The organism is Mycobacterium sp. URHB0021 (assembly GCF_054057895.1).
Window position 1 is genome coordinate 7,159,330 of the sequence record NZ_JBSRZT010000002.1, and the last position, 18,688, is coordinate 7,178,017.

The window sequence follows — 18,688 nt, forward strand, 5'->3', positions numbered from 1 at the left end:
GATGGCGCCGAGTCCGATTCACATCACCGGCGCCCGCATCACCCCTATCGCGTTCGTCGATCCGCCACTGCTCAACACCGTCGGTGTCCACGAGCCGTATGTGCTGCGCGCGATCATCCAGCTCGACACCGACGCCGGTCTGGTCGGCCTCGGCGAGACGTATGCCGACCAGGCCCACCTGGCCAGGCTTTCGGCGGCCGCCAAGGCGATCACCGGGTTGGATGTCTTCGCGCTCAATGCGATCCGCGCAGCCATCGCCGAGCGACTCCGGGGCAACGACACGGCCGCGGTGGGCACCGCCGGGATGATCACCACGGCGAGCGCCGTCGACCAGGTGTTCTCACCGTTCGAGGTCGCCTGCCTCGATGTCGCGGGGCACGCGACCGGTCGGCCGGTGTCGGACCTGCTCGGTGGGCTCGTGCGCGACGCCGTACCGTTCAGCGCTTACCTCTTCTACAAGTGGGCGGCTCACCCCGGCGGTGAACCCGACGCGTACGGTGCGGCACTCGACCCTGACGCCATCGTCGCCCAGGCCCGCCGCATCATCGACGAATATGGCTTCACTGCAATCAAACTCAAGGGAGGGGTATTTCCTCCCGAAGAGGAGATGGCGGCCATCGAGGCCCTGCGGGCAACCTTCCCCTACCACCCGCTGCGCCTGGATCCCAACGCCGCGTGGACACCGCAGACATCAGTCAAGGTGGCCTCGGGTTTGGCCGGCGTCCTTGAATACCTAGAGGATCCCACGCCCGGTCTGGACGGGATGGCCGAAGTCGCCCAGCAGGCACCGATGCCGTTGGCGACCAACATGTGTGTCGTCGCGTTCGACCAACTCGCTCCCGCAGTCGCCAAAGATTCTGTCCGCGTAGTGCTTTCCGACCATCACTACTGGGGCGGCCTGCACCGTTCACGTCTTCTCGCGGGCATCTGCGACACCTTCGGCCTCGGGCTGTCGATGCACTCGAACTCCCACATGGGCATCAGCCTGGCGGCGATGGTGCACCTCGCCGGCACCACACCGAATCTCACCTACGCCTGCGACACCCATTGGCCGTGGAAGACCGAGGAGATCGTCAAGCCCGGCGCGCTCGCGTTCGTCGACGGCTCCGTCCCGGTGCCCACGACGCCCGGTCTCGGTGTCGAGATCGACGAGGAGTCGCTGGCCGCCCTGCACGAGCAGTACCTCGAGTGCGGTATCCGCGACCGTGACGACACCGGTTACATGCAGAGCATCCGACCCGAGCTACCGGGCTGTCAGTCCGCGCTGGTAGGACGCTCGCGATTGCGTCGCGCACGCTTCGCCCGATACATGGCGCGGTCCGCGTCTCGCAGGATCTCGTAGGAAGTTCGTTGATCGTCGTGGTTGACTTCGACGACACCGATGCTGGCGTGAATGGCGCCCCTCGACACGTCGGGAATCGTGGGTGCGTACAACTCGCGGCGTAACAGGTTCGCCATCTCGTCGACCTCACCATGGGTGATATCGCGGAAGACCAGCACGACGAACTCGTCGCCGCCCATTCGTCCGACCACGTCGTCGGCGGGGGTGATGTTACGTAGCCGGCGCGCGGCGGCCCGCAGCAGTTCATCGCCGGCGGTGTGACCGAACGTGTCGTTGGTCGCCTTGAGTTCGTCGATGTCGATGAACAACACCGCGCGCAAGCGGTCACTCTGCCGCGGCCCTTCGAGCGCCCGCTTGACCTTGCGGAGTACCGAGGCACGGTTGGGCAGGTTCGTCAGCGGATCGTGGGTAGCCATGAACACCAGTTCGTCGGCGGCCTGCCGCTGAGAGGTGATATCGATGAACGACATCAACACGTCGGAGTGCCCGAGCCTGTCGGGGTGGATCAATCGGCAGCTCGACATCAGCCACCCGCGTTTCCCCTTGGCGCGGTCCACGCCGACAATCAGATTGGAGTAGGGCACGCCGGTGTGTAGGACTGCCAGGGCCGGCCGTCGGTCAGGCGGGATGTTCACCCCTTCGGCATCGTACAGCCGGTACTTCTCCGTCATTTCGAAGAAGTTGCCGCCCAGGTGCTCGGGTCCGACACGGAGGATCCGGACCGCCGCCGGGTTGATCGACTTGATGAAACCGTCCTTGTCCAAGACGATGACACCCTCGTCCATCGACGCCACCACGGCCTCGAAATGCTCTTTTGCGCGATTCAGCGGGGTGAGGTCGCAGCAGACGAACACATAGCCGTTCTCCATGGCGGCCGCGGAGACCCGAATATCGAGAGCCGCGTTATCGGCGGAGTGATGAGTGGCCGAAACGATGCCGCCGGAGGCGACTATCGCGACCGGATCGACCGGCGCACCGACCATATCGGCGATCGGGCGGCCCATTGCCGCGTCGGCGAACCGGCCGTAGATCGTCTCGGCCGCTGGGTTCCAGCTGGTGACCAGTCCTCCGGCGGTGGTCGAGATGATGGCGTCGCTGACGTGGTTGACCAGCGCCGCGCGGTACCGCAGCGCCGCCTCGGCCGCCTGCTGAGCGGACCGGTCCCGCGAGATCACCTGGTAGGCCGGCTCGCCCTCCCACAGCGTCACCACCGATTCGACCTCGACCGCCAACAGCGTGCCGTCGAGCCGCATCATCTGCGCGACGGCGGGCTCCGAGTAGTCGCCGACGCCCCGCAACTCGGCGTTGCGTTCCTGCATCAGTGAAATCGATTCGGGCGCAACGAACTCGGTGAGGGGATGACCGATCATCTGATCTGGCGACTGCGCGGCCATCAACCGTACTCCGGCGGGATTGACATACACGATGCGCCCGCCCTTGTGCACACAGATCGCATTGGGACTGAGTTCCACCAGCCGGCGGTATCGTTCCTCGGTCAGGCCTGGGCCCGGGTTCAAACTTTCGACGTCCCCCAACGTCCCCTTTCCTCCCATGCGGCGCTCTTCAAGTCCTCTGCGCAAAGGCTCAACAGGAGCTGCGCCCGGAGATCTCCGGGCACGGGCCGGGTGTCCCATCTGACGTCAAGCTACCGCTTGCGCGTTCCCCGACATACGCGATTGAACAAACCATCTCGGTTACCTGCGATGTCTACTGTATGCGTCCGACAGATAGTGCAATTGGCTGCGCGGATAGGCCGGCAAATCAATGATCGCGGCCACAACACGTCGGGGAGCCGGCATCCACACTTGGCGCTGTTCGCCGAGCCATACGAGGGCGCGCCGTCATGGACCCGTTCCGGCAGCCCAGGCTCGTCCACCGGATAGCGTTCGGGCAGAACGTTGTTGAGGGCAAGTAACGTTTGCCGGCCCAGTGCGAGGTTTGCGTCGAGCACCAGCGCATGCGCGAACAGCACCCGCGACGACGCCCCGTTGTGCGACACGCACCAGGACCGCGCGGACGGGGCATCGAAGAGTCACCATCGGGCCACCGTCGGTCGCGACGGGACACCGCCGCCGTGCTCCCAGCAGTTTCGCCTCCACGGTGTCGCGAAGCGCTGCGGGCACTGCTGTGGGACCCGAGACGTAGCCTCGGCACATTGCCTAGAGTGATACCCATCTGCCGGGCATACCGCCTGCAGTGATGCGAGGAGTGCATCGGTGTTCTCACTGGCCCGGCTGTCCTGCTTCGTCGCCGTCGCAGAGGAACTGCACTTCGGCAGGGCCGCCGAGCGCCTTCACATGACCCAGCCCCCGCTGAGCCGGCAGATCCAGCAACTGGAGAACGAACTCGGTGTGCAGCTCATCGATCGCACCACCCGTACCGTCACGCTGACCCCGGCCGGGGTGGCGTTCCTGCCGGACGCCCGGCGCATCCTCCAGCTCGCCGAGGGGGCCGCTCAGACTGTAAAGCGCATTCCCGCAGGCGATCTCGGCACCGTCGTGGTCGGGTTCACCGCCGCATCCGCCCATGCCGTGCTGCCCCGTCTGCTCGAACGGACGCGAGAGATGCTGCCCGACGTCAAACTCGACCTTCGTGAGATGGTCACGGCCGTACAGATCGAGGGGCTGATGTCGGGTGAGCTCGACCTCGGCATGGCACGCCCGCCGCTGAAGCGACCCGGCCTGGTGTCCCGGCCGCTGCTGCACGAGCAGTTGGTCGCCGCGCTGCCCGAGGCGCACCCGATGGCCCGGATCAGCCGGCAGCTGACGTTGAACGACCTCGACGGCCAGGACGTCATCATGTACTCACCCGTCCAGGCCCGCTATTTCAACGAGTTGCTCATCAGCACGTTCACCATCGCGGGCGCCACGCCCCACTATGTGCAGTACGTCACACAGGTGCACACGATGCTGGTGCTGGTCCGATCGGGCATCGGAATCGCGTTGGTGCCCGCGTCGGCGGCGACGCTGCACCCCGACGGAGTGGTTTTCCGGTCGATCGGGGCCTTCCGGGAGCGACCCGTCGAGCTTGACGCCGTCTGGCGCAGTGACAGCACGAATCCCGCGCTGTTACGTCTCCTCAGAGACGTGCTGCCTCAACGGGAATGGACCACCGATGATCTTGTCGAGGACGTCGGCTGAGCGCTTAAGCGCAGGTCAGCAGGAGAAAGTCTGCTTAGACCAGATAAGGATGCTAGCGTTGGCAAGGGTCGGTCTGAACCATTGGAAGGTGTACAAGATGCTGTCAACGACGAAATTGATTGTCGCGACAGGTGGGGTGGCATTGGCGCTCAGCGCAGGGGCCGGAATTGCGTCCGCAGCACCTGAGGACGCAATCATCAATTCGACCTGCACCTATCCGCAGGTCGTGGCGGCGCTGAACGCCCAGGACCCGTACTTGGGCGGCAAGTTGCAGGAGGCACCCGCCGCGCAGGCGTGGCTGCAGCAGCTGGTTGCCGCGGGGCCCGCGCAGCGACAGGTGATGGTCAACCAGGCGAAGAGCTTTCCCGGGGTGGCGGAATACACGCCGCTGATCAGCTCGGTCGCGAACACCTGCAATAACTTCTGAGTCGCGTCGCACAGGCAACGTCCTTCTTTTCGAATGACGTTGTCTTTGGCGTTTCGGGCGAAATAATCGCTCGAATGTCACGTTACGGCGGGATTCGCCTGGAATCTGCGCCCTGCCGTCACATTCGCGTCGTCATTGCGTTCGACTGACGTTGACCGCTTCATCCACCCGAATCTCCACCCGCCGTTCGCGGCCGGTGTTCGCCCAGGCGATCCGTGGGAACGCGAACAGCCCGCACGTGAAGATCGTGAGGACGGCAAACGCCAGGTGCATGAGGATGCGGCCGCCCCCGTAGACGACGACCGCGTGATGGGCACCCGGGGACTTCACACGCCCGTTGTTGCGTACCGCCTCGTCTATCGCGGCGTCGAGACGCTCGGCACGGTCCTTCTCCGGCAGCGGTCCCGTCATTGCGTCGCCTCCGGCGCCTCAGCCGATCGAGACCAAGTCGTCGATTGAATCCCGGGGGAGTTCGCCATCGACGACAGCCGTCACCACCATCTTGTTCAGCGTGATCGCGCCCTTGTGGTTGTCGAGAAAGGCGATGTCGGCGGCATCGCGTCCGGTGGCGATGCGCACCAGGCTCTGCCGCGGGGCCAGCAGGGTGCCGTCGACCACGCGCCAGTGGCCGTCGACGAAGGCCTCCGCGACGGCATGGAAGTCCATCGGGTACAGCCCCGGCGCATAGACCGACACCACACGGGCCGGCACATTGACGGCCCTGAGCAGGGCCACCACCAGATGCGCGTAGTCCCGGCACACCCCGGCACCGGCCAGCAGGGTGTCCACCGCTCCGTCGATCGGGTCGCTGGACCCCGGCACGTAGTTCAACCGGGTGCCGACCCACGAAGACACCTTCTCGAGCAGCGTCGTCGAATCGATGTACTTGCCGAATTCGGTTGCGGCGAAGCCGAAGAACTTGTCGGCCTCGGCGTAGCGGCTCGGGCGCAGGTACATGGACAGGTCATATTCGGTCACCGGCGCGGGGCCGGTCCGACCGAGGACCGTCGCGGTATACGCGACCGAGAGAAGGCCGACGGGGACGTCCATCTTGTGGATGCGGTTGCCGTGCACACCGATGATCTCCGCTGCCTGGACGGGCGTTCCGTCCAGACAGAACGTCAGCGACTCGGACACCTCGGTACCGGGATGCGGAGCCACCGCAATCTGAAACTCCAACGTGGTCGGTGCGCTGATCTCGACCTCAAGCTCTGCGCCCACGTCTCGCTTCATGCCGCGACGATAGCTGGCAATCGAACAACCGTCAGGTCGACGCGGCAGCCGGCATCGGCACCGGAGTCACCAGCCGCCCCGAACCAAGGAAGCTGTCCAGATTGCGCAGCGTGAGTTGTTCCATCGCCGCACGGGTCTCCTCGGTTCCGCTGCCCACGTGCGGCAGAAGCACGACGTTGTCCAGCTGACGAAGCGCTTCGGGGACGTTCGGCTCGTCGACGAAGACGTCCAGCCCCGCTCCGGCCAGCCGTCCGTTCGTCAACGCCTCGACCAACGCGGCCTCGTCGACGACGCTGCCGCGCGCGATGTTGATCAGGTACCCGTCGGTGCCGAGCTCGTCGATGACCTCGCGGCTGACCAGGCCGCGGATCCCCCGGCCACCGGCCGCCGCAACGATCAACACGTCCACACCGCGTGCCAACTCCACCGCAGACGCCGCGTACGGGTACGGCGAGTTCGCTACCCGATTCCGGTTGTGGTAGGAGATCGTGCAACCAAAAGCGCTCAGCCGCAACGCAATCGCGCTGCCGATCCGCCCCAGACCGATGATCCCCACCCGGGTGTTGCTGACCTGGCGCGTCAGTGGGTAATTCCCGTCGGACACCCAGCGACCCGCGCGCAGATACCGATCCGCGGCGGAGAACTGCCGCAGCGTGTCGATCATGAGCCCGACGGCGGTGTCGGCCACACAGTCGGTCAGCACATCGGGGGTGTTGCTCACCCCGACGCCCCGTGCGGCGGCCGCATCGACGTCGGTGGTGTCGTAGCCGACGCCGAAGTTCACGACGGCGCCGAGGTTCGGCAGCGCCGACATCAACGCGGCGTCCGCACCGGTACGCCCCGACGTCACCACCGCGGTGATCTCCGCGCCGTGCGAGGAGAGAAACGCTTCGCGGTCTGCGGCGTCGTCGGGCAGGACGTAGGCCGCATAATCGTCCCGCAGCGTCTGGACCAGCGACGGCTTCAGCGGTCCGACCTGAAGTACGCGGCGTCCCTGCGCGGTCAGGGGTTCGGTGCTCATAGTGATGCCCACGGTACGGCGACCTGCGGATACCCGTCCAACGCCGAAATAGCATGGACTTATATCCAAACGGCATAGTTGGCCGAACCAGAGCATCCGCACGGTATCGCCGCCCTCCGCTTGCCGGTAAACCGCCAGCTCACTGCTGGTTATTAAGGTGCCCTAACACGCGTACGCGGGCGCCGCTCGATGCCCGATTTGGGCATCTGGCCGGGTTGACGGTATTTCACAGCCGTCCTTACCGTGTGGCTGCGATCACACGTTTGCATCCACATACGTGGACGTCACGACAGCAGCCCGGGAGGATCCATGAGCCCCGCCCAACGCCCGACGCGGCGACGCACAGCCTGCGCCGCCGTGGCCGCAGCCCTCGCGGGAGTCACGGTGGCAGCCAGCGGTTGCACCGTCGCCAACTCCGGTCACGGCGGCTACGACCCCAACACGTTGCGCATCGTGCTGCCGCAGGAACCGCCGACGCTGGAGCCCTGCGAGAGCTCGCTGACCTCCACCGGCATCGTGGTGCGCTCCAACATCACCGAGCCACTCATCGAGCGTGATCCCGACTCCGGCGACCTGAAGCCGCTGCTGGCCACCGAGTGGCGCCAGACCTCCCCCACCGAATGGGCCCTAAACATCCGCAACGGCGTGACCTTCTCCAACGGCGCACCGTTCACCGCCGAGGACGCCGCATTCTCCGTCGACCGCGCGGTCAACTCCGATCTGCAGTGCAATGTCGACGGCTACGTGTTCGGCGACGAGAAGCTGAGGCTTTCCGCGCCGAACCCCACCACCATGATCGTCGGCACCGAGAAGCCCGATCCGATTCTCCCGCTGCGGATCTCGTTCGTCGAGATCGTGCCACGTGGGACCAGCACCACCGAGAAGGTCCGTGAACCGATCGGCACCGGACCCTACGCGATCGAGGACTGGCAGTACGGCCAGAAGCTGCTCCTCAGGCGCAACGACACCTACTGGGGCCGCAAGCCCGCATTCGCGCACGCCGAATACCAGTGGCGCAGTGAGGGAAGCGTCCGTGCCGCGATGATCACCAATGACGAGACCGACATTGCGACCGGTCTCGGACCCGAGGACGGGGCGGGCGAACTCGGTGTGCCCTTCCAGAACAACGAGACCACCGCGCTGCGGATGCAGGTCACCGAGGCTCCGCTGAACGACATCCGGGTGCGGCAGGCCATCAACTACGCCGTCAACCGGACCGGCATCGTCAAGGCCTTGTTCCGGGGGCTCGGCCAGCCGGCGTCTCAGCTGATCCCGTCCGGTGTCGTCGGCTACAACGACAAGCTCCCGCTGTGGCCACACGACGCCGACAAGGCCAAGCAGCTCATCGCCGAAGCCAAGGCCGCCGGCGTGCCGGTTGACAGACAGATCCGGCTGATCGGGCGCACTGCGCAGTTCCCGAACATCAGCGAGACCATCGAGGTGCTGCAGAGCGAATTCTCCGAGATCGGCCTCAACGTCAAGATCGAGATGATGGACACCTCCCATCAGCTCGAGTACCAGCTGCGGCCGTTCCCCGACAACACCGGCCCGTATCTGTTGATGATCATGCACGGCAACCAGGCCGGCGACGCCGCGTTCACCATGGACCAGTACATGCTCAGCGACGGCCCGCAAGCCGCCTACGGCACACCGGAATTCGATACCAAGATCCGCGCCGCCGAAGTCCTCACCGGCCAGGCCCGACAGGACGCGTTCGCGCAGTTGTTCGCCGAGGAACCCAAGGAGATCATGCAGATGGCCTACATCGCACACATGAAAGGCATCCTCGGCAAGTCGCCCCGCGTCGACTACACGCCCAACTCGGCCACCGGTGACGAGATGAGGCTGGCTGAGATGACGCCCGCAGCCACTGACCGCACCGACGCCCAGTAAGTAAGGAATCCCAGCCATGTTCCCCTTTCTCCGGCGGCGGATGTACACCAGCACACTGCCGTTGATCATCGTGCTCCTCGGCGTGTTTCTGCTCGCCCGGATGACCGGCGATCCCACCAACCTCTACCTGCCCGAGTCGGCCACCGCCGAGCAGCGCGCGGACTTCGCCGCCAGGAACGGATTCGACCAGCCGCTGTGGACCCAGTTGGTCGACTACTTCAAGGGCGTCATCCACCTGGACTTCGGCACCTCGCTGCGCACCGGCGAGTCCGCATCCGAGATGGCCCTGAGAGCCTTCCCGGCGACGCTGCAATTGGCCTTTGCGACAATGCTTCTGGCCGTGGTCGGCGCCGTCGTGATCGGCTGCTGGGCCGCCTACCGACCCAACTCCCTGGCCGACCGCTTCTCCAGCCTGCTGTCCATGACCGCGGCGAGCATCCCGGATTTCTGGTTCGCCATCACCTGCGTCTGGCTGTTCGCGGTCCTGCTCGGTGTGCTGCCCACCTCCGGTGTCGACAGCGGCCTGCTCTCCTGGATCCTGCCCATCGCCACGCTGATGATCCGTCCGCTCGGCGTCCTCACACAGGTCGTGCGCGGCGCCATGGTCTCGGCCCTGTCGGCTCCGTATGTGCGGCTGGCCCGGAGCAAGGGCGCCAGCGACTTTCGTGTCGTCACCCACCACGCGCTGCGCAACGCGGCGGCGCCCGCGCTGACCGTCGCCGGCGACTTGGCCGTCGGCCTCATCAACGGCGCGGTGGTCGTCGAGGCCATTTTCGGTTGGCCGGGCATCGGCAAGCTGATGATCGACGCGATCCTGCAACGTGACTTCGCCGTCCTGCAGGCGGCCGTACTGCTGACCGCGGTGAGCATCTTCGCCCTCAACATCTTCATCGACGCCTGCTACGCACTGCTCGACGCCCGCGTGCGGGAACCGGCCCGGGTTTAACGGACTAGGAGCACAAGCACATGAGCACTCAACTGGATCTGGTTCCCGTCAAACCCACGACTGCGATCGTCGGCGAGGGCGACATCGACGCCTCGAAGAAGCGCGGCACCTCCAAGTGGTTCCGGCTGCTGGCCAACGACCGGGTGGCCGCGGTCGCGGCCGTGGTGCTCGGGCTGGTCTCCCTCACGGCGATCTTCGCGCCCATGCTGGTCGGCAACCTGGCCACCCACATCGACCTGGACAACTCGAACCAGGCTCCGTTCACCCTCGCGCACGGCTGGGCCAACGTGCTGGGCACCGACCCGCTCGGCCGCAGCATGCTGGCCCGGCTCATCGTCGCCTGCCGCACCACGCTGTCGGTCGCCGTGCCCGCCGTGCTGATCTCCGCGATCGTCGGCTCCCTGATCGGGATGTGGGCCGGCTTCTACCGCGGCTGGCGTGAGACCATCGCCATGCGCGTCGCCGATGTCATCATGAGCTTCCCGTCGCTGCTGCTGGCGGTCGTCGTCCTCTATGTCTTTTCCCCGAGCGCCGCGAACATCGTTCTGGTACTGGCGATCACCCGGATCCCCGTCTACCTGCGCACCGCGCGCGCCGAATCCGCCGAACTGCAGAGCCGGCTGTTCGTCGACGCCGCCCGCACGTTCGGGGCCGGCGCGCGCTCGATCATCTGGCGCCACGTGCTGCCGGTCGTGCTGCCGACCCTGCTGACGGTTGCGACGCTGGACTTCTGCTATGTGATGCTGGCGGAGAGCTCCTTGAGCTTTCTGGGTATCGGCATCCAGCCGCCGGACATCAGCTGGGGCCTGATGGTGTCGCAGGGCCGCACCTACCTGCACACCGCGTGGTGGCTGTCGTTCTTCCCGGGACTGGCGATCGTCATCACCACCGTTTCGGCCACCATCCTCGCCGCCTGGGCCCGCATCGCCACCGACCCCGGGCAGCGGTGGCGCCTCACCGTTCCCCAGAAGCGCCTGTCCGGCTTCGCCAAGACCACGAAGGCTCTCTCATGACCGCTGCCGTTGACCGCCACGTGCCCGTCGACCGGGTCGACGCCGACCCGGTGCTCGAAGTCGAGGGCATGAGCGTCGAGATCCGCACCATCTCCGGCACCGTCCGCGCCGTGAACGAGGTGTCGTTCGCGGCCCGCCGCGGCGAAACACTGGCACTGCTCGGCGAATCCGGCTGCGGCAAGTCGATGACAGCGACCGCGCTCGTCGGGCTGCTCGAACCTGTCGCCGACGTCGTCGGTGGAACGGCCACGCTCGGCGACACCGATCTGCTGAGCGCCGACCGCGCCAAACGGCGCAAGATCGCGGGCACCGAACTGGCGATCGTCTTCCAGGACGCGCTCACCGCGCTGAACCCGCTCTACACCGTGGGAACGCAGCTGGCCGAACCGTTCCGGATCCACCAGGGCATGAGCGCCAAGGACGCCAAGCACAAGGCGGTCGAGCTGATGGCCCGGGTCGGCATCCCGCAACCCGAGACGCGGTTGAACTCCTACCCGCACCAGTTCTCCGGCGGCATGCGCCAGCGGCTGCTGATCGCGATGGCCGTCGCACTCAACCCCAGCGTGCTGATCGCCGACGAACCCACCACGGCCCTCGACGTGACCGTGCAGGCGCAGATCATGGCGCTGCTGCGCGACCTGCGTTCCGAATACCACATGGCCGTCGTCCTGATCACCCACGACCTGGCCCTGGTCGCGGAGGAAGCCGACCGGGTCGCGGTGATGTATGCCGGAAACATCGTCGAAACCGGGCCGGTAGCCGAGGTTTTCGGCAATCCCAAGCATCCCTACACGAAGGGGCTGCTGCGTTCGGTGCCGGTCAACGCGCGGCGCGGCGACGAGTTGCAGTCGATCGGCGGCGCGCCGCCCGACCTGCACGCGATCCCGGAAGGTTGCGTCTACCAGGCGCGCTGCCCCCTGGCCCGGCAGATCTGCGCCACCAAGCGACCGACGCTCGACGCCGTCGGCGCCAGTCGCAAGGCCGCCTGCCATTTCCCCGAAGAGGTCGATCTCCCCGCGCGAGAAGGACAACCAACAGATGTCTGAGAAACTGCTCGAGGTCCGCGATCTGCGCAAGTCGTTCCGCGTGCCCAACGCCAAGAAGAGGCTGTCCGCGCTCGACGGCATCACGCTCGACCTGGCCCGGGGCGAGACGCTCGGCCTGGTCGGTGAGTCGGGCTGCGGAAAGTCCACGCTGGCACGGACACTGCTGATGTTGGAGACGCCCGATTCGGGCAGCGTGCGGTTCGACGGCATCGACCCGTTCAGCCTGCGCGGCAAGGACTTGCTGAAGTTCCGCCGCCGTGTGCAGATGGTGTTCCAGGACCCCTACGCCTCGCTGAACGCACGCATGTCAGCGGGTGACATCATCGCCGAGCCGTGGCGCAGTCACAAAGGAATGTTCAGCAGCCGCAAGGACCGCGACACGCGGGTGCGGGGCCTGCTCGACCTGGTCGGGCTCGGCGCGAAGGCGGCCGACAAGTATCCGCAGGAGTTCTCCGGCGGCCAGCGTCAGCGCATCGGCATCGCCCGCGCGCTGGCTCTCGACCCCGACGTCATCATCTGCGACGAGCCCGTTTCCGCGCTGGACCTGTCCGTACAGGCGCAGGTGCTCAACCTTCTCAACGACCTACAGCAGCAGCTGCAGATCTCTTACATCTTCATCTCCCATGATCTGTCGGTGGTTCGTCACGTCGCCGACCGTGTCGCGGTGATGTACCTGGGCCGCATCATCGAAAACGGGCCGACAGAAGCGGTTTTCGACCGGCCGAACCATCCCTACACCGCCGCGTTGATGTCGGCGGCCCCCAGGCTGGACGGCGCTCAGCGCACCGCGCGGATTCTGCTCAAGGGTGAGGTTCCCTCGCCGCTGCACCCGCCGTCCGGGTGCCGGTTCCGGACCCGCTGCTGGAAGGCCACCGACATCTGCGCGAGTACTGCGCCGCCGGATGCCGTCGACCCACAGGATGCCGGTCACATCGCGGAGTGCCACCATCCTCTGCTGCTGGAGGGGACCTCGCTTGCCACCGTGTCCGCATGAGCATCCCGGGGTATTGCGTGGTGGCTCTGGCGATCCTGTTGGCATCCTGTCTGCAGGCATCCATCGGATTCGGCATCGGCATGCTCGCCGCACCGGTGGTCGCGCTCGTCGACCCCGGTCTCATCCCGGGCACCCTGATCCTGGTGGCCACTCTCGTCACCCTCATGGTCGTGGTGCGCGAACGCCAGGACATCGATCTGCATGGAACCGGATGGGCACTGGTGGGCCGTGTGCCCGGCACCGTCGCCGGTGCGATGCTGTTGGCACTGTTGCCGCAGCGTGCGCTCGCGATTCTGCTGGCCGGCGTGGTGCTCGTCGGGGTGTTGCTGACGAGTACGGGCTGGATTCCGGCCCCGCGGCGGCGGAACGTGGTGCTGGCCGGCGCCACCTCGGGGCTGCTGGGAACGGCGACGGCGATCGGCGGACCGCCGATGGCGCTGGTGTGGCAACGCAACAGTGGCGCCCGGCTGCGCGGGACCATGAGCGGCTTCTTTCTCATCGGTTCGGTGATGTCGATCATCGCGCTGGCGGCAACCGGCGCGGTCCATGCGCGGACCTGGTGGGGATTCGCGGTGATGGTGCCGGCGGCGGTGGCCGGGTATGCGCTCTCGCGCCAGGTCAATCGCTTCCTGGATCCGAAACGGTTGCGGTGGTTGGCCATCGGGGCATCGACCGTGGGCGCACTGGTATTGATCGGCCGCGAACTGCTGGCGATGTGAGAGGAGTGAACATGACCGAGGAGCCCGCCCCCGATCTCGCCGTTCGCACAGAGCGCTTTTCCTCGCGTGCGGGTGTGAAATCGGCTGTCCGGACCGTGGCTCTGCTCGAGTATCTCGCGGCCCGGCACGACAGTCCCGCACGCCTCCGCGAAATCAGCGCCGCGCTCGATATGCCGCGCAGTAGCGCGCACGCCCTGCTGCGGACACTGGTCGCCCAGGGCTGGGTGCGGTCCGATGAGTCGGGCACCCTCTACGGGATCGGCGTACGGGCCCTGCTCGTGGGGACGACTTATCTGGACAGCGACCCGTACCTGCCGCTGATCACCCCGTTCCTGGACGACCTCCGCAATGAACTCGACGAGACGTTCCACCTCGCCCGGCTCGACAACGGCGATGTGGTGTACCTCGCCACCCGGGAGTCCACGCAGTACACCCGCACATCGAACCGGGTCGGCAGGCGGCTGCCCGCATACGCAACCGCACTGGGCAAGGCGCTGCTCGCCGAGCGCTTCGGCGCCGACCGTGACGAGCACATCCCCACCGCGCTGCGACCGCTGACCCAGAAAACGATCACCGATCGCCGCAGGCTCGATGACTCGCTCGACGACGTGCGGGTGCGCGGTTACGCGACCGACGACGAGGAGAGCACCGCGGGAGTGCAGTGTTACGCCGTGGCGCTGCGGTATTGCCAGCCGCCGCAGGATGCGGTCAGCGCCTCGATACCCGTCGATCGACTCAACCCCCGGCGCGAACGCGACATAGTCGACGCGCTATGCGCCATGGGAGACAAGATCTCCCGGGTCGTACGGCCACTCGCCAACGGCGATAAATGGTTTGCGTCACGAGTATCAGGAGAATGACATGACAACGCCAGCCATCACCGAGATGACGGTTGTCCCGATCGCCGGCCACGACAGCATGCTGCTGAACCTCAGCGGCGCACACGGCCCCTATTTCACCCGAAACCTGGTGATCCTCACCGACTCCGCCGGCAACACCGGTGTCGGCGAGGTCCCCGGCGGGGAGCCGATTCGCCGCACACTGTCCGATGCCCGCTCGATCGTCACCGGCCGCCGCATCGGTGAGCACCATGCAGTGCTCAACGACATGCGCCGCACATTCGCCGACCGGGACGCCGGCGGCCGTGGCGCGCAGACGTTCGACCTCCGCGTCGCCGTGCACGCCGTCACCGCGGTGGAGTCGGCGATGCTCGACCTGCTGGGCAAGCACCTCGACGTGCCGGTGGCCGCACTCCTCGGGGATGGTCAGCAGCGCGAGCGCGTGCAGGCGCTCGGCTATCTGTTCTTCGTCGGCGACCGCACGAAGACCGACCTGGCATACCGGTCGCCGGCAGACGAAGATGCCGGGGCCGACGACTGGATGCGACTGCGCCACGAGGAAGCTCTCTCGCCGGGTGGAGTGGTCCGCCTCGCAGAGGCCGCCAGGGCCCGCTACGGATTCCGCGATTTCAAGCTCAAGGGCGGGGTGCTGCCCGCCGCGGACGAGGCGAAGGCCGTGATAGCACTCGCCGATCACTTCCCCGATGCCCGGATCACCCTGGACCCCAATGGCGGCTGGCTGCTCGACGATGCGGTGAAGACATGCCGTGAACTCGTCGATGTGCTGGCCTACGCCGAGGATCCGGTCGGATCCGAGGGCCGATTCTCGGGGCGGGAGGTGATGGCCGAGTTCAAGCGCGCCACCGGCCTGCCGACCGCGACGAACATGATCGCCACCGACTGGCGTGAGCTCGGGCACGCCATCCGCTCGGGCGCGGTCGACATCCCCCTGGCCGATCCGCACTTCTGGACGATGGCCGGTTCGGTCCGCGTCGCTCAGCTCTGCGACGCGTGGGGCCTTACCTGGGGCTCGCACTCCAACAACCACTTCGACGTATCGCTCGCGATGTTCACTCATGTCGCGGCCGCCGCTCCCGGCGAGATCACCGCCATCGACACCCACTGGATCTGGCAGGACGGTCAGCGGATCACCACGGCGCCCTATCCCATCATCGACGGCTATCTCGCCGTGCCTGACGCCCCCGGGCTCGGTGTCGACCTCGATGAAGCCGCGGTGGCCGCCGCACACGAGCTTTACCTTGCCGAAGCCCTTGGCAGCCGAGACGATGCGGCCGCGATGCAGTACCTGATCCCCGGTTGGACATTCGACAGCAAACGTCCGGCGCTGCAACGGGGTTGATGGTTGACGGTCACATGAAGGTCATCGTTGCCGACGCCAACCTGGCACCCCATCGCGAGCGGCTGGAAAGTGCGCTGCCGCCGGACTGCCGGGTGACGTGGCATATCGGCGGCCCGCCGCTGGACGAGCTTCGGGATGCCGACGTCTATATCGGCAGTCGCTTCACCTCACAGATGGCCGGAGCCGCCGGGAAGCTACGGCTCATCCATGTGGCCGGAGCGGGTACCGACAAGGTCGAATTCGCCGCGCTGTCGCCGGACACTCTGGTGGCGAACACCTTTCACCATGAGCGGTCGATCGCCGAGTACATCGTGGCGGCTACCGTGATGCTGCGCCGCGACTTTCTGACCCAGGACCGCTCGCTGCGGCGCGACGTGTGGGCGACCTCCGTCTATGACACATCGATACCACAGCCCGCCACCATGGGCGATGCACACATCGGGTTCATCGGCTTCGGGCATATCGGCCAACGCGCGTGGAATCTGTTCCGCGCCTTCGGTTGTACCGCGGCGGCGGTGACGGGCTCGGGACGCGTACCGGAGTGCGGTCTGGAATGGTCCAGCGACACCCGCGAATTGGACCGGTTGCTGCGCGAGTGCGACGTCGCAGTGGTCTCGGCCCCGTTGAACCAGGACACGGAGGGGATGATCGGCACCGATCAGCTACGGGCTCTGGGCACCGCCGGGGTGCTGATCAACGTCGGCCGCGGACCACTTGTGCAGGAAAAAGCCCTGTACGACGCTCTCGCGAGCGGACTGATTCGCGCTGCGGCCATCGACGTCTGGTATCGCTACCCGACGGCCGACGGCGGGGGCGCACCGGGCGACCTACCGTTCGGAGAACTGCCGAATCTGCTGATGACGCCACACTCGTCCGGCGTGACTCACGACACATTCAGTGGGCGCGTCGAGGACATCGCCGCGAACATCGGACGACTGCAGCGGGGTGAGGCGCTCCGTAACGTGGTGACCCGCTAGCCGCCCGCGCTCGCTGCGCGTCACCTCAATTTGCCTGCAAAGAGGGCCCTTTTTTGCTGCCGGGACGGCCGGCGAGGGAGGCTCCCAGACGTCGATTCGATCGTGACATTGAGCGCCTAACCGAGTTGGTGCGTAGCAACTACTGGAGGAAGCCCAGCGGACTTCCGAGCGCTGTCCACAACGCCGTGGCTGACTCACTGACCTGAGGACAAGACACTGCTAGATCGAACCGCCCGGCTGGCCATTGCCGCACCGCGACGCGTCATCGCCGTCGCTGTGCTGGTGGCCGCCGCACGCGGAACCTCGATCGCTCCTCACGTGCGTAGTGACGACACCGTGGCACACGGCATCGGCCAGACCGGACGGATCATCACCGCCGCCGCGCTCATCATGTCAATGTCCTTCGCCGCGTAGACCGCCGCCCACGTCTCGTTCATGCGGATGTTCGGGCTCGGGCTGGCGCTCGTGGTCCTGGTTGCCGCCACGCTGGTGCGGATGGTGCTCGTGCCGGCATTCATGCACGTGATGGCTCAATCGGATTGGCGGGCGCCGCTGGATGGTCACGGTGCACCGACGTCTCGGTTTCAGCGACGGCCATGGGCTGGCCGCGGCTGAACACAACCATCGAAGTGAACCAAGCAGTCATCGGACACGTGTCAGGAAAGTGAGTGCAATGAGCGTTATCGCGGGTGTACATGGAGTGGTTCCACCCAACCGGTACACACAGGACGAGATCACCGACGCCTTCGTCGAGGTCCCCGCCTTCGCCGGATTCGAGAAGGTCGTGCGTAGCCTGCACGCCCACTCGAAGGTCGACAGCAGGCACCTCATTCTTCCGATGGAGCAGTACCTGACACTTGGTGACTTCGGTGAAACCAACAGCCTGTTCATCGACCACGCGGTGGAACTGGGTTGCGCGGCCCTGTCCGGTGCGCTCGAGGATGCGGGCCTGGAGTCCGCCGATATCGACGCCATTTACACGACCACGGTGACCGGAGTCGTGGTGCCCTCGCTGGATGCCCGCATCGCCAATCGACTCGGTTTGCGACCCGATGTGCGTCGGATTCCGATCTTCGGTCTGGGCTGTGTCGGCGGCGCGGCGGGATTGGCACGGCTGAACGACTACCTGCGCGGGGCGCCCGACGAGGTCGCCGCACTGGTGGCCGTCGAGTTGTGTTCGCTGATGTACCCGGCGTGCGAACCGACGATGGCCAGCCTGGTGGGCAGCGCACTGTTCGGGGACGGCGCGGCCGCCGCCGTCGCCGTGGGCGCGAATCGCGGAGCGCGCGACGGAATGACCGGACCGGACATCCTCGCCACCCGCAGTCGGCTCTATCCCGACTCGCTCGGCATCATGGGATGGGACGTCGGCGCATCGGGTTTCAAGCTGGTGCTGTCTGCTGAGCTGCCTGAACTCATCGACCGTCATCTCGCCGGCGACATCAACGGTTTCCTGGGTGATCACGACCTCACGCTCGACGATATCGGCTCATGGGTGTCGCACCCCGGCGGACCGAAGGTTCTCGAGGCGATCAGCGACGCCCTCGACCTCGAAGACGATGCCCTCGAACTGTCGTGGCGCTCGCTCAGCGAGATCGGCAACCTCTCATCGGCGTCGGTGCTGCACATCTTGCGTGACGCGCGGGCCAAACCACCTGAGAGCGATACCCGGGGCATCCTGATGGCGATGGGGCCCGGCTTCTCTTCCGAACTCGTGCTGCTGCGCTGGCACTAGGCC

16 protein-coding genes and 2 pseudogenes are annotated in these 18,688 nt (G+C 66.3%); 14 read left to right on the forward strand and 4 right to left on the reverse strand.

Translation table 11 applies throughout. From position 1 onward, the window contains the following. Position 1 precedes the first annotated feature (1 nt). Positions 2-1,271: pseudogene (locus ACVWWN_RS37170) on the forward strand (glucarate dehydratase family protein). Here the strand turns inward: ACVWWN_RS37170 and ACVWWN_RS37175 are convergent. Continuing rightward, positions 1,255-2,895 (reverse strand): diguanylate cyclase, encoded by a 1,641-nt coding sequence (locus ACVWWN_RS37175; protein WP_457148322.1) that lies wholly within the window; start codon positions 2,893-2,895, stop codon positions 1,255-1,257. The pseudogene ACVWWN_RS37170 and the gene ACVWWN_RS37175 sit on opposite strands and share 17 nt — an antisense overlap. Before the next feature lie 663 nt (positions 2,896-3,558). Here ACVWWN_RS37175 and ACVWWN_RS37180 point away from each other — a divergent pair. Together ACVWWN_RS37180 and ACVWWN_RS37185 are read left to right on the forward strand one after the other, a co-directional pair. Further along, complete coding sequence (locus ACVWWN_RS37180; protein WP_457148323.1) at positions 3,559-4,482, forward strand: LysR substrate-binding domain-containing protein; 924 nt, start codon at positions 3,559-3,561, stop codon at positions 4,480-4,482. Positions 4,483-4,579: 97 nt separating this feature from the next. Continuing rightward, positions 4,580-4,909, forward strand: coding sequence for a hemophore-related protein (locus ACVWWN_RS37185; protein ID WP_457149426.1), 330 nt, complete (start codon positions 4,580-4,582; stop codon positions 4,907-4,909). Positions 4,910-5,041: 132 nt separating this feature from the next. Here the strand turns inward: ACVWWN_RS37185 and ACVWWN_RS37190 are convergent, their stop codons facing one another. From ACVWWN_RS37190 to ACVWWN_RS37200, 3 genes are read right to left on the reverse strand one after another with little or no spacing between them, the layout of a single operon-like run. After that, positions 5,042-5,320 (reverse strand): hypothetical protein, encoded by a 279-nt coding sequence (locus tag ACVWWN_RS37190; protein WP_457148324.1) that lies wholly within the window; start codon positions 5,318-5,320, stop codon positions 5,042-5,044. An 18-nt stretch (positions 5,321-5,338) separates the two neighbouring features. Continuing rightward, positions 5,339-6,142: a transglutaminase-like domain-containing protein gene (locus ACVWWN_RS37195; RefSeq protein ID WP_457148325.1), complete on the reverse strand. Its 804-nt coding sequence runs from the start codon at positions 6,140-6,142 to the stop codon at positions 5,339-5,341. Positions 6,143-6,173: 31 nt separating this feature from the next. Beyond that, positions 6,174-7,163 (reverse strand): 2-hydroxyacid dehydrogenase, encoded by a 990-nt coding sequence (locus tag ACVWWN_RS37200; RefSeq protein ID WP_457148326.1) that lies wholly within the window; start codon positions 7,161-7,163, stop codon positions 6,174-6,176. A 309-nt stretch (positions 7,164-7,472) separates the two neighbouring features. Between ACVWWN_RS37200 and ACVWWN_RS37205 the strand changes: the two genes are divergently transcribed. From ACVWWN_RS37205 to ACVWWN_RS37255, 11 genes and pseudogenes are all read left to right on the forward strand, one after another. Beyond that, the gene (locus tag ACVWWN_RS37205) at positions 7,473-9,056 is read left to right on the forward strand and encodes an ABC transporter substrate-binding protein (protein ID WP_457148327.1); all 1,584 of its coding nucleotides are present in this window, start codon (positions 7,473-7,475) and stop codon (positions 9,054-9,056) included. Positions 9,057-9,072: 16 nt separating this feature from the next. After that, a complete protein-coding gene (locus ACVWWN_RS37210; RefSeq protein ID WP_457148328.1) occupies positions 9,073-10,002 on the forward strand; it encodes an ABC transporter permease in 930 nt (309 codons plus the stop codon). A gap of 20 nt (positions 10,003-10,022) precedes the next feature. Continuing rightward, a complete protein-coding gene (locus ACVWWN_RS37215) occupies positions 10,023-11,015 on the forward strand; it encodes an ABC transporter permease (RefSeq protein WP_457148329.1) in 993 nt (330 codons plus the stop codon). Then, positions 11,012-12,061 carry an ABC transporter ATP-binding protein gene (locus tag ACVWWN_RS37220; protein ID WP_457148330.1) on the forward strand — a complete coding sequence of 350 codons (1,050 nt, stop codon included), beginning with the start codon at positions 11,012-11,014 and terminating at the stop codon, positions 12,059-12,061. Before ACVWWN_RS37215 ends, ACVWWN_RS37220 begins: the two co-directional genes overlap by 4 nt. Then, positions 12,054-13,055 (forward strand): ABC transporter ATP-binding protein, encoded by a 1,002-nt coding sequence (locus ACVWWN_RS37225; protein ID WP_457148331.1) that lies wholly within the window; start codon positions 12,054-12,056, stop codon positions 13,053-13,055. The genes ACVWWN_RS37220 and ACVWWN_RS37225 overlap by 8 nt, the downstream gene beginning before the upstream one ends. Beyond that, positions 13,052-13,774, forward strand: a complete 723-nt coding sequence (locus tag ACVWWN_RS37230; protein WP_457148332.1) for a sulfite exporter TauE/SafE family protein — start codon at positions 13,052-13,054, stop codon at positions 13,772-13,774. The genes ACVWWN_RS37225 and ACVWWN_RS37230 overlap by 4 nt, the downstream gene beginning before the upstream one ends. A gap of 11 nt (positions 13,775-13,785) precedes the next feature. Further along, positions 13,786-14,634 carry an IclR family transcriptional regulator gene (locus ACVWWN_RS37235; protein WP_457148333.1) on the forward strand — a complete coding sequence of 283 codons (849 nt, stop codon included), beginning with the start codon at positions 13,786-13,788 and terminating at the stop codon, positions 14,632-14,634. Position 14,635: 1 nt separating this feature from the next. Next, the gene (locus tag ACVWWN_RS37240; RefSeq protein WP_457148334.1) at positions 14,636-15,973 is read left to right on the forward strand and encodes an enolase C-terminal domain-like protein; all 1,338 of its coding nucleotides are present in this window, start codon (positions 14,636-14,638) and stop codon (positions 15,971-15,973) included. 14 nt (positions 15,974-15,987) lie between these two features. After that, positions 15,988-16,950, forward strand: a complete 963-nt coding sequence (locus tag ACVWWN_RS37245) for a 2-hydroxyacid dehydrogenase (protein ID WP_457148335.1) — start codon at positions 15,988-15,990, stop codon at positions 16,948-16,950. A gap of 291 nt (positions 16,951-17,241) precedes the next feature. After that, positions 17,242-17,502 (forward strand): annotated as a pseudogene (locus tag ACVWWN_RS37250) (MMPL family transporter); the annotation flags it as partial. Positions 17,503-17,623: 121 nt separating this feature from the next. Beyond that, positions 17,624-18,685, forward strand: a complete 1,062-nt coding sequence (locus tag ACVWWN_RS37255; RefSeq protein ID WP_457148336.1) for a type III polyketide synthase — start codon at positions 17,624-17,626, stop codon at positions 18,683-18,685. Positions 18,686-18,688: the final 3 nt, after the last annotated feature.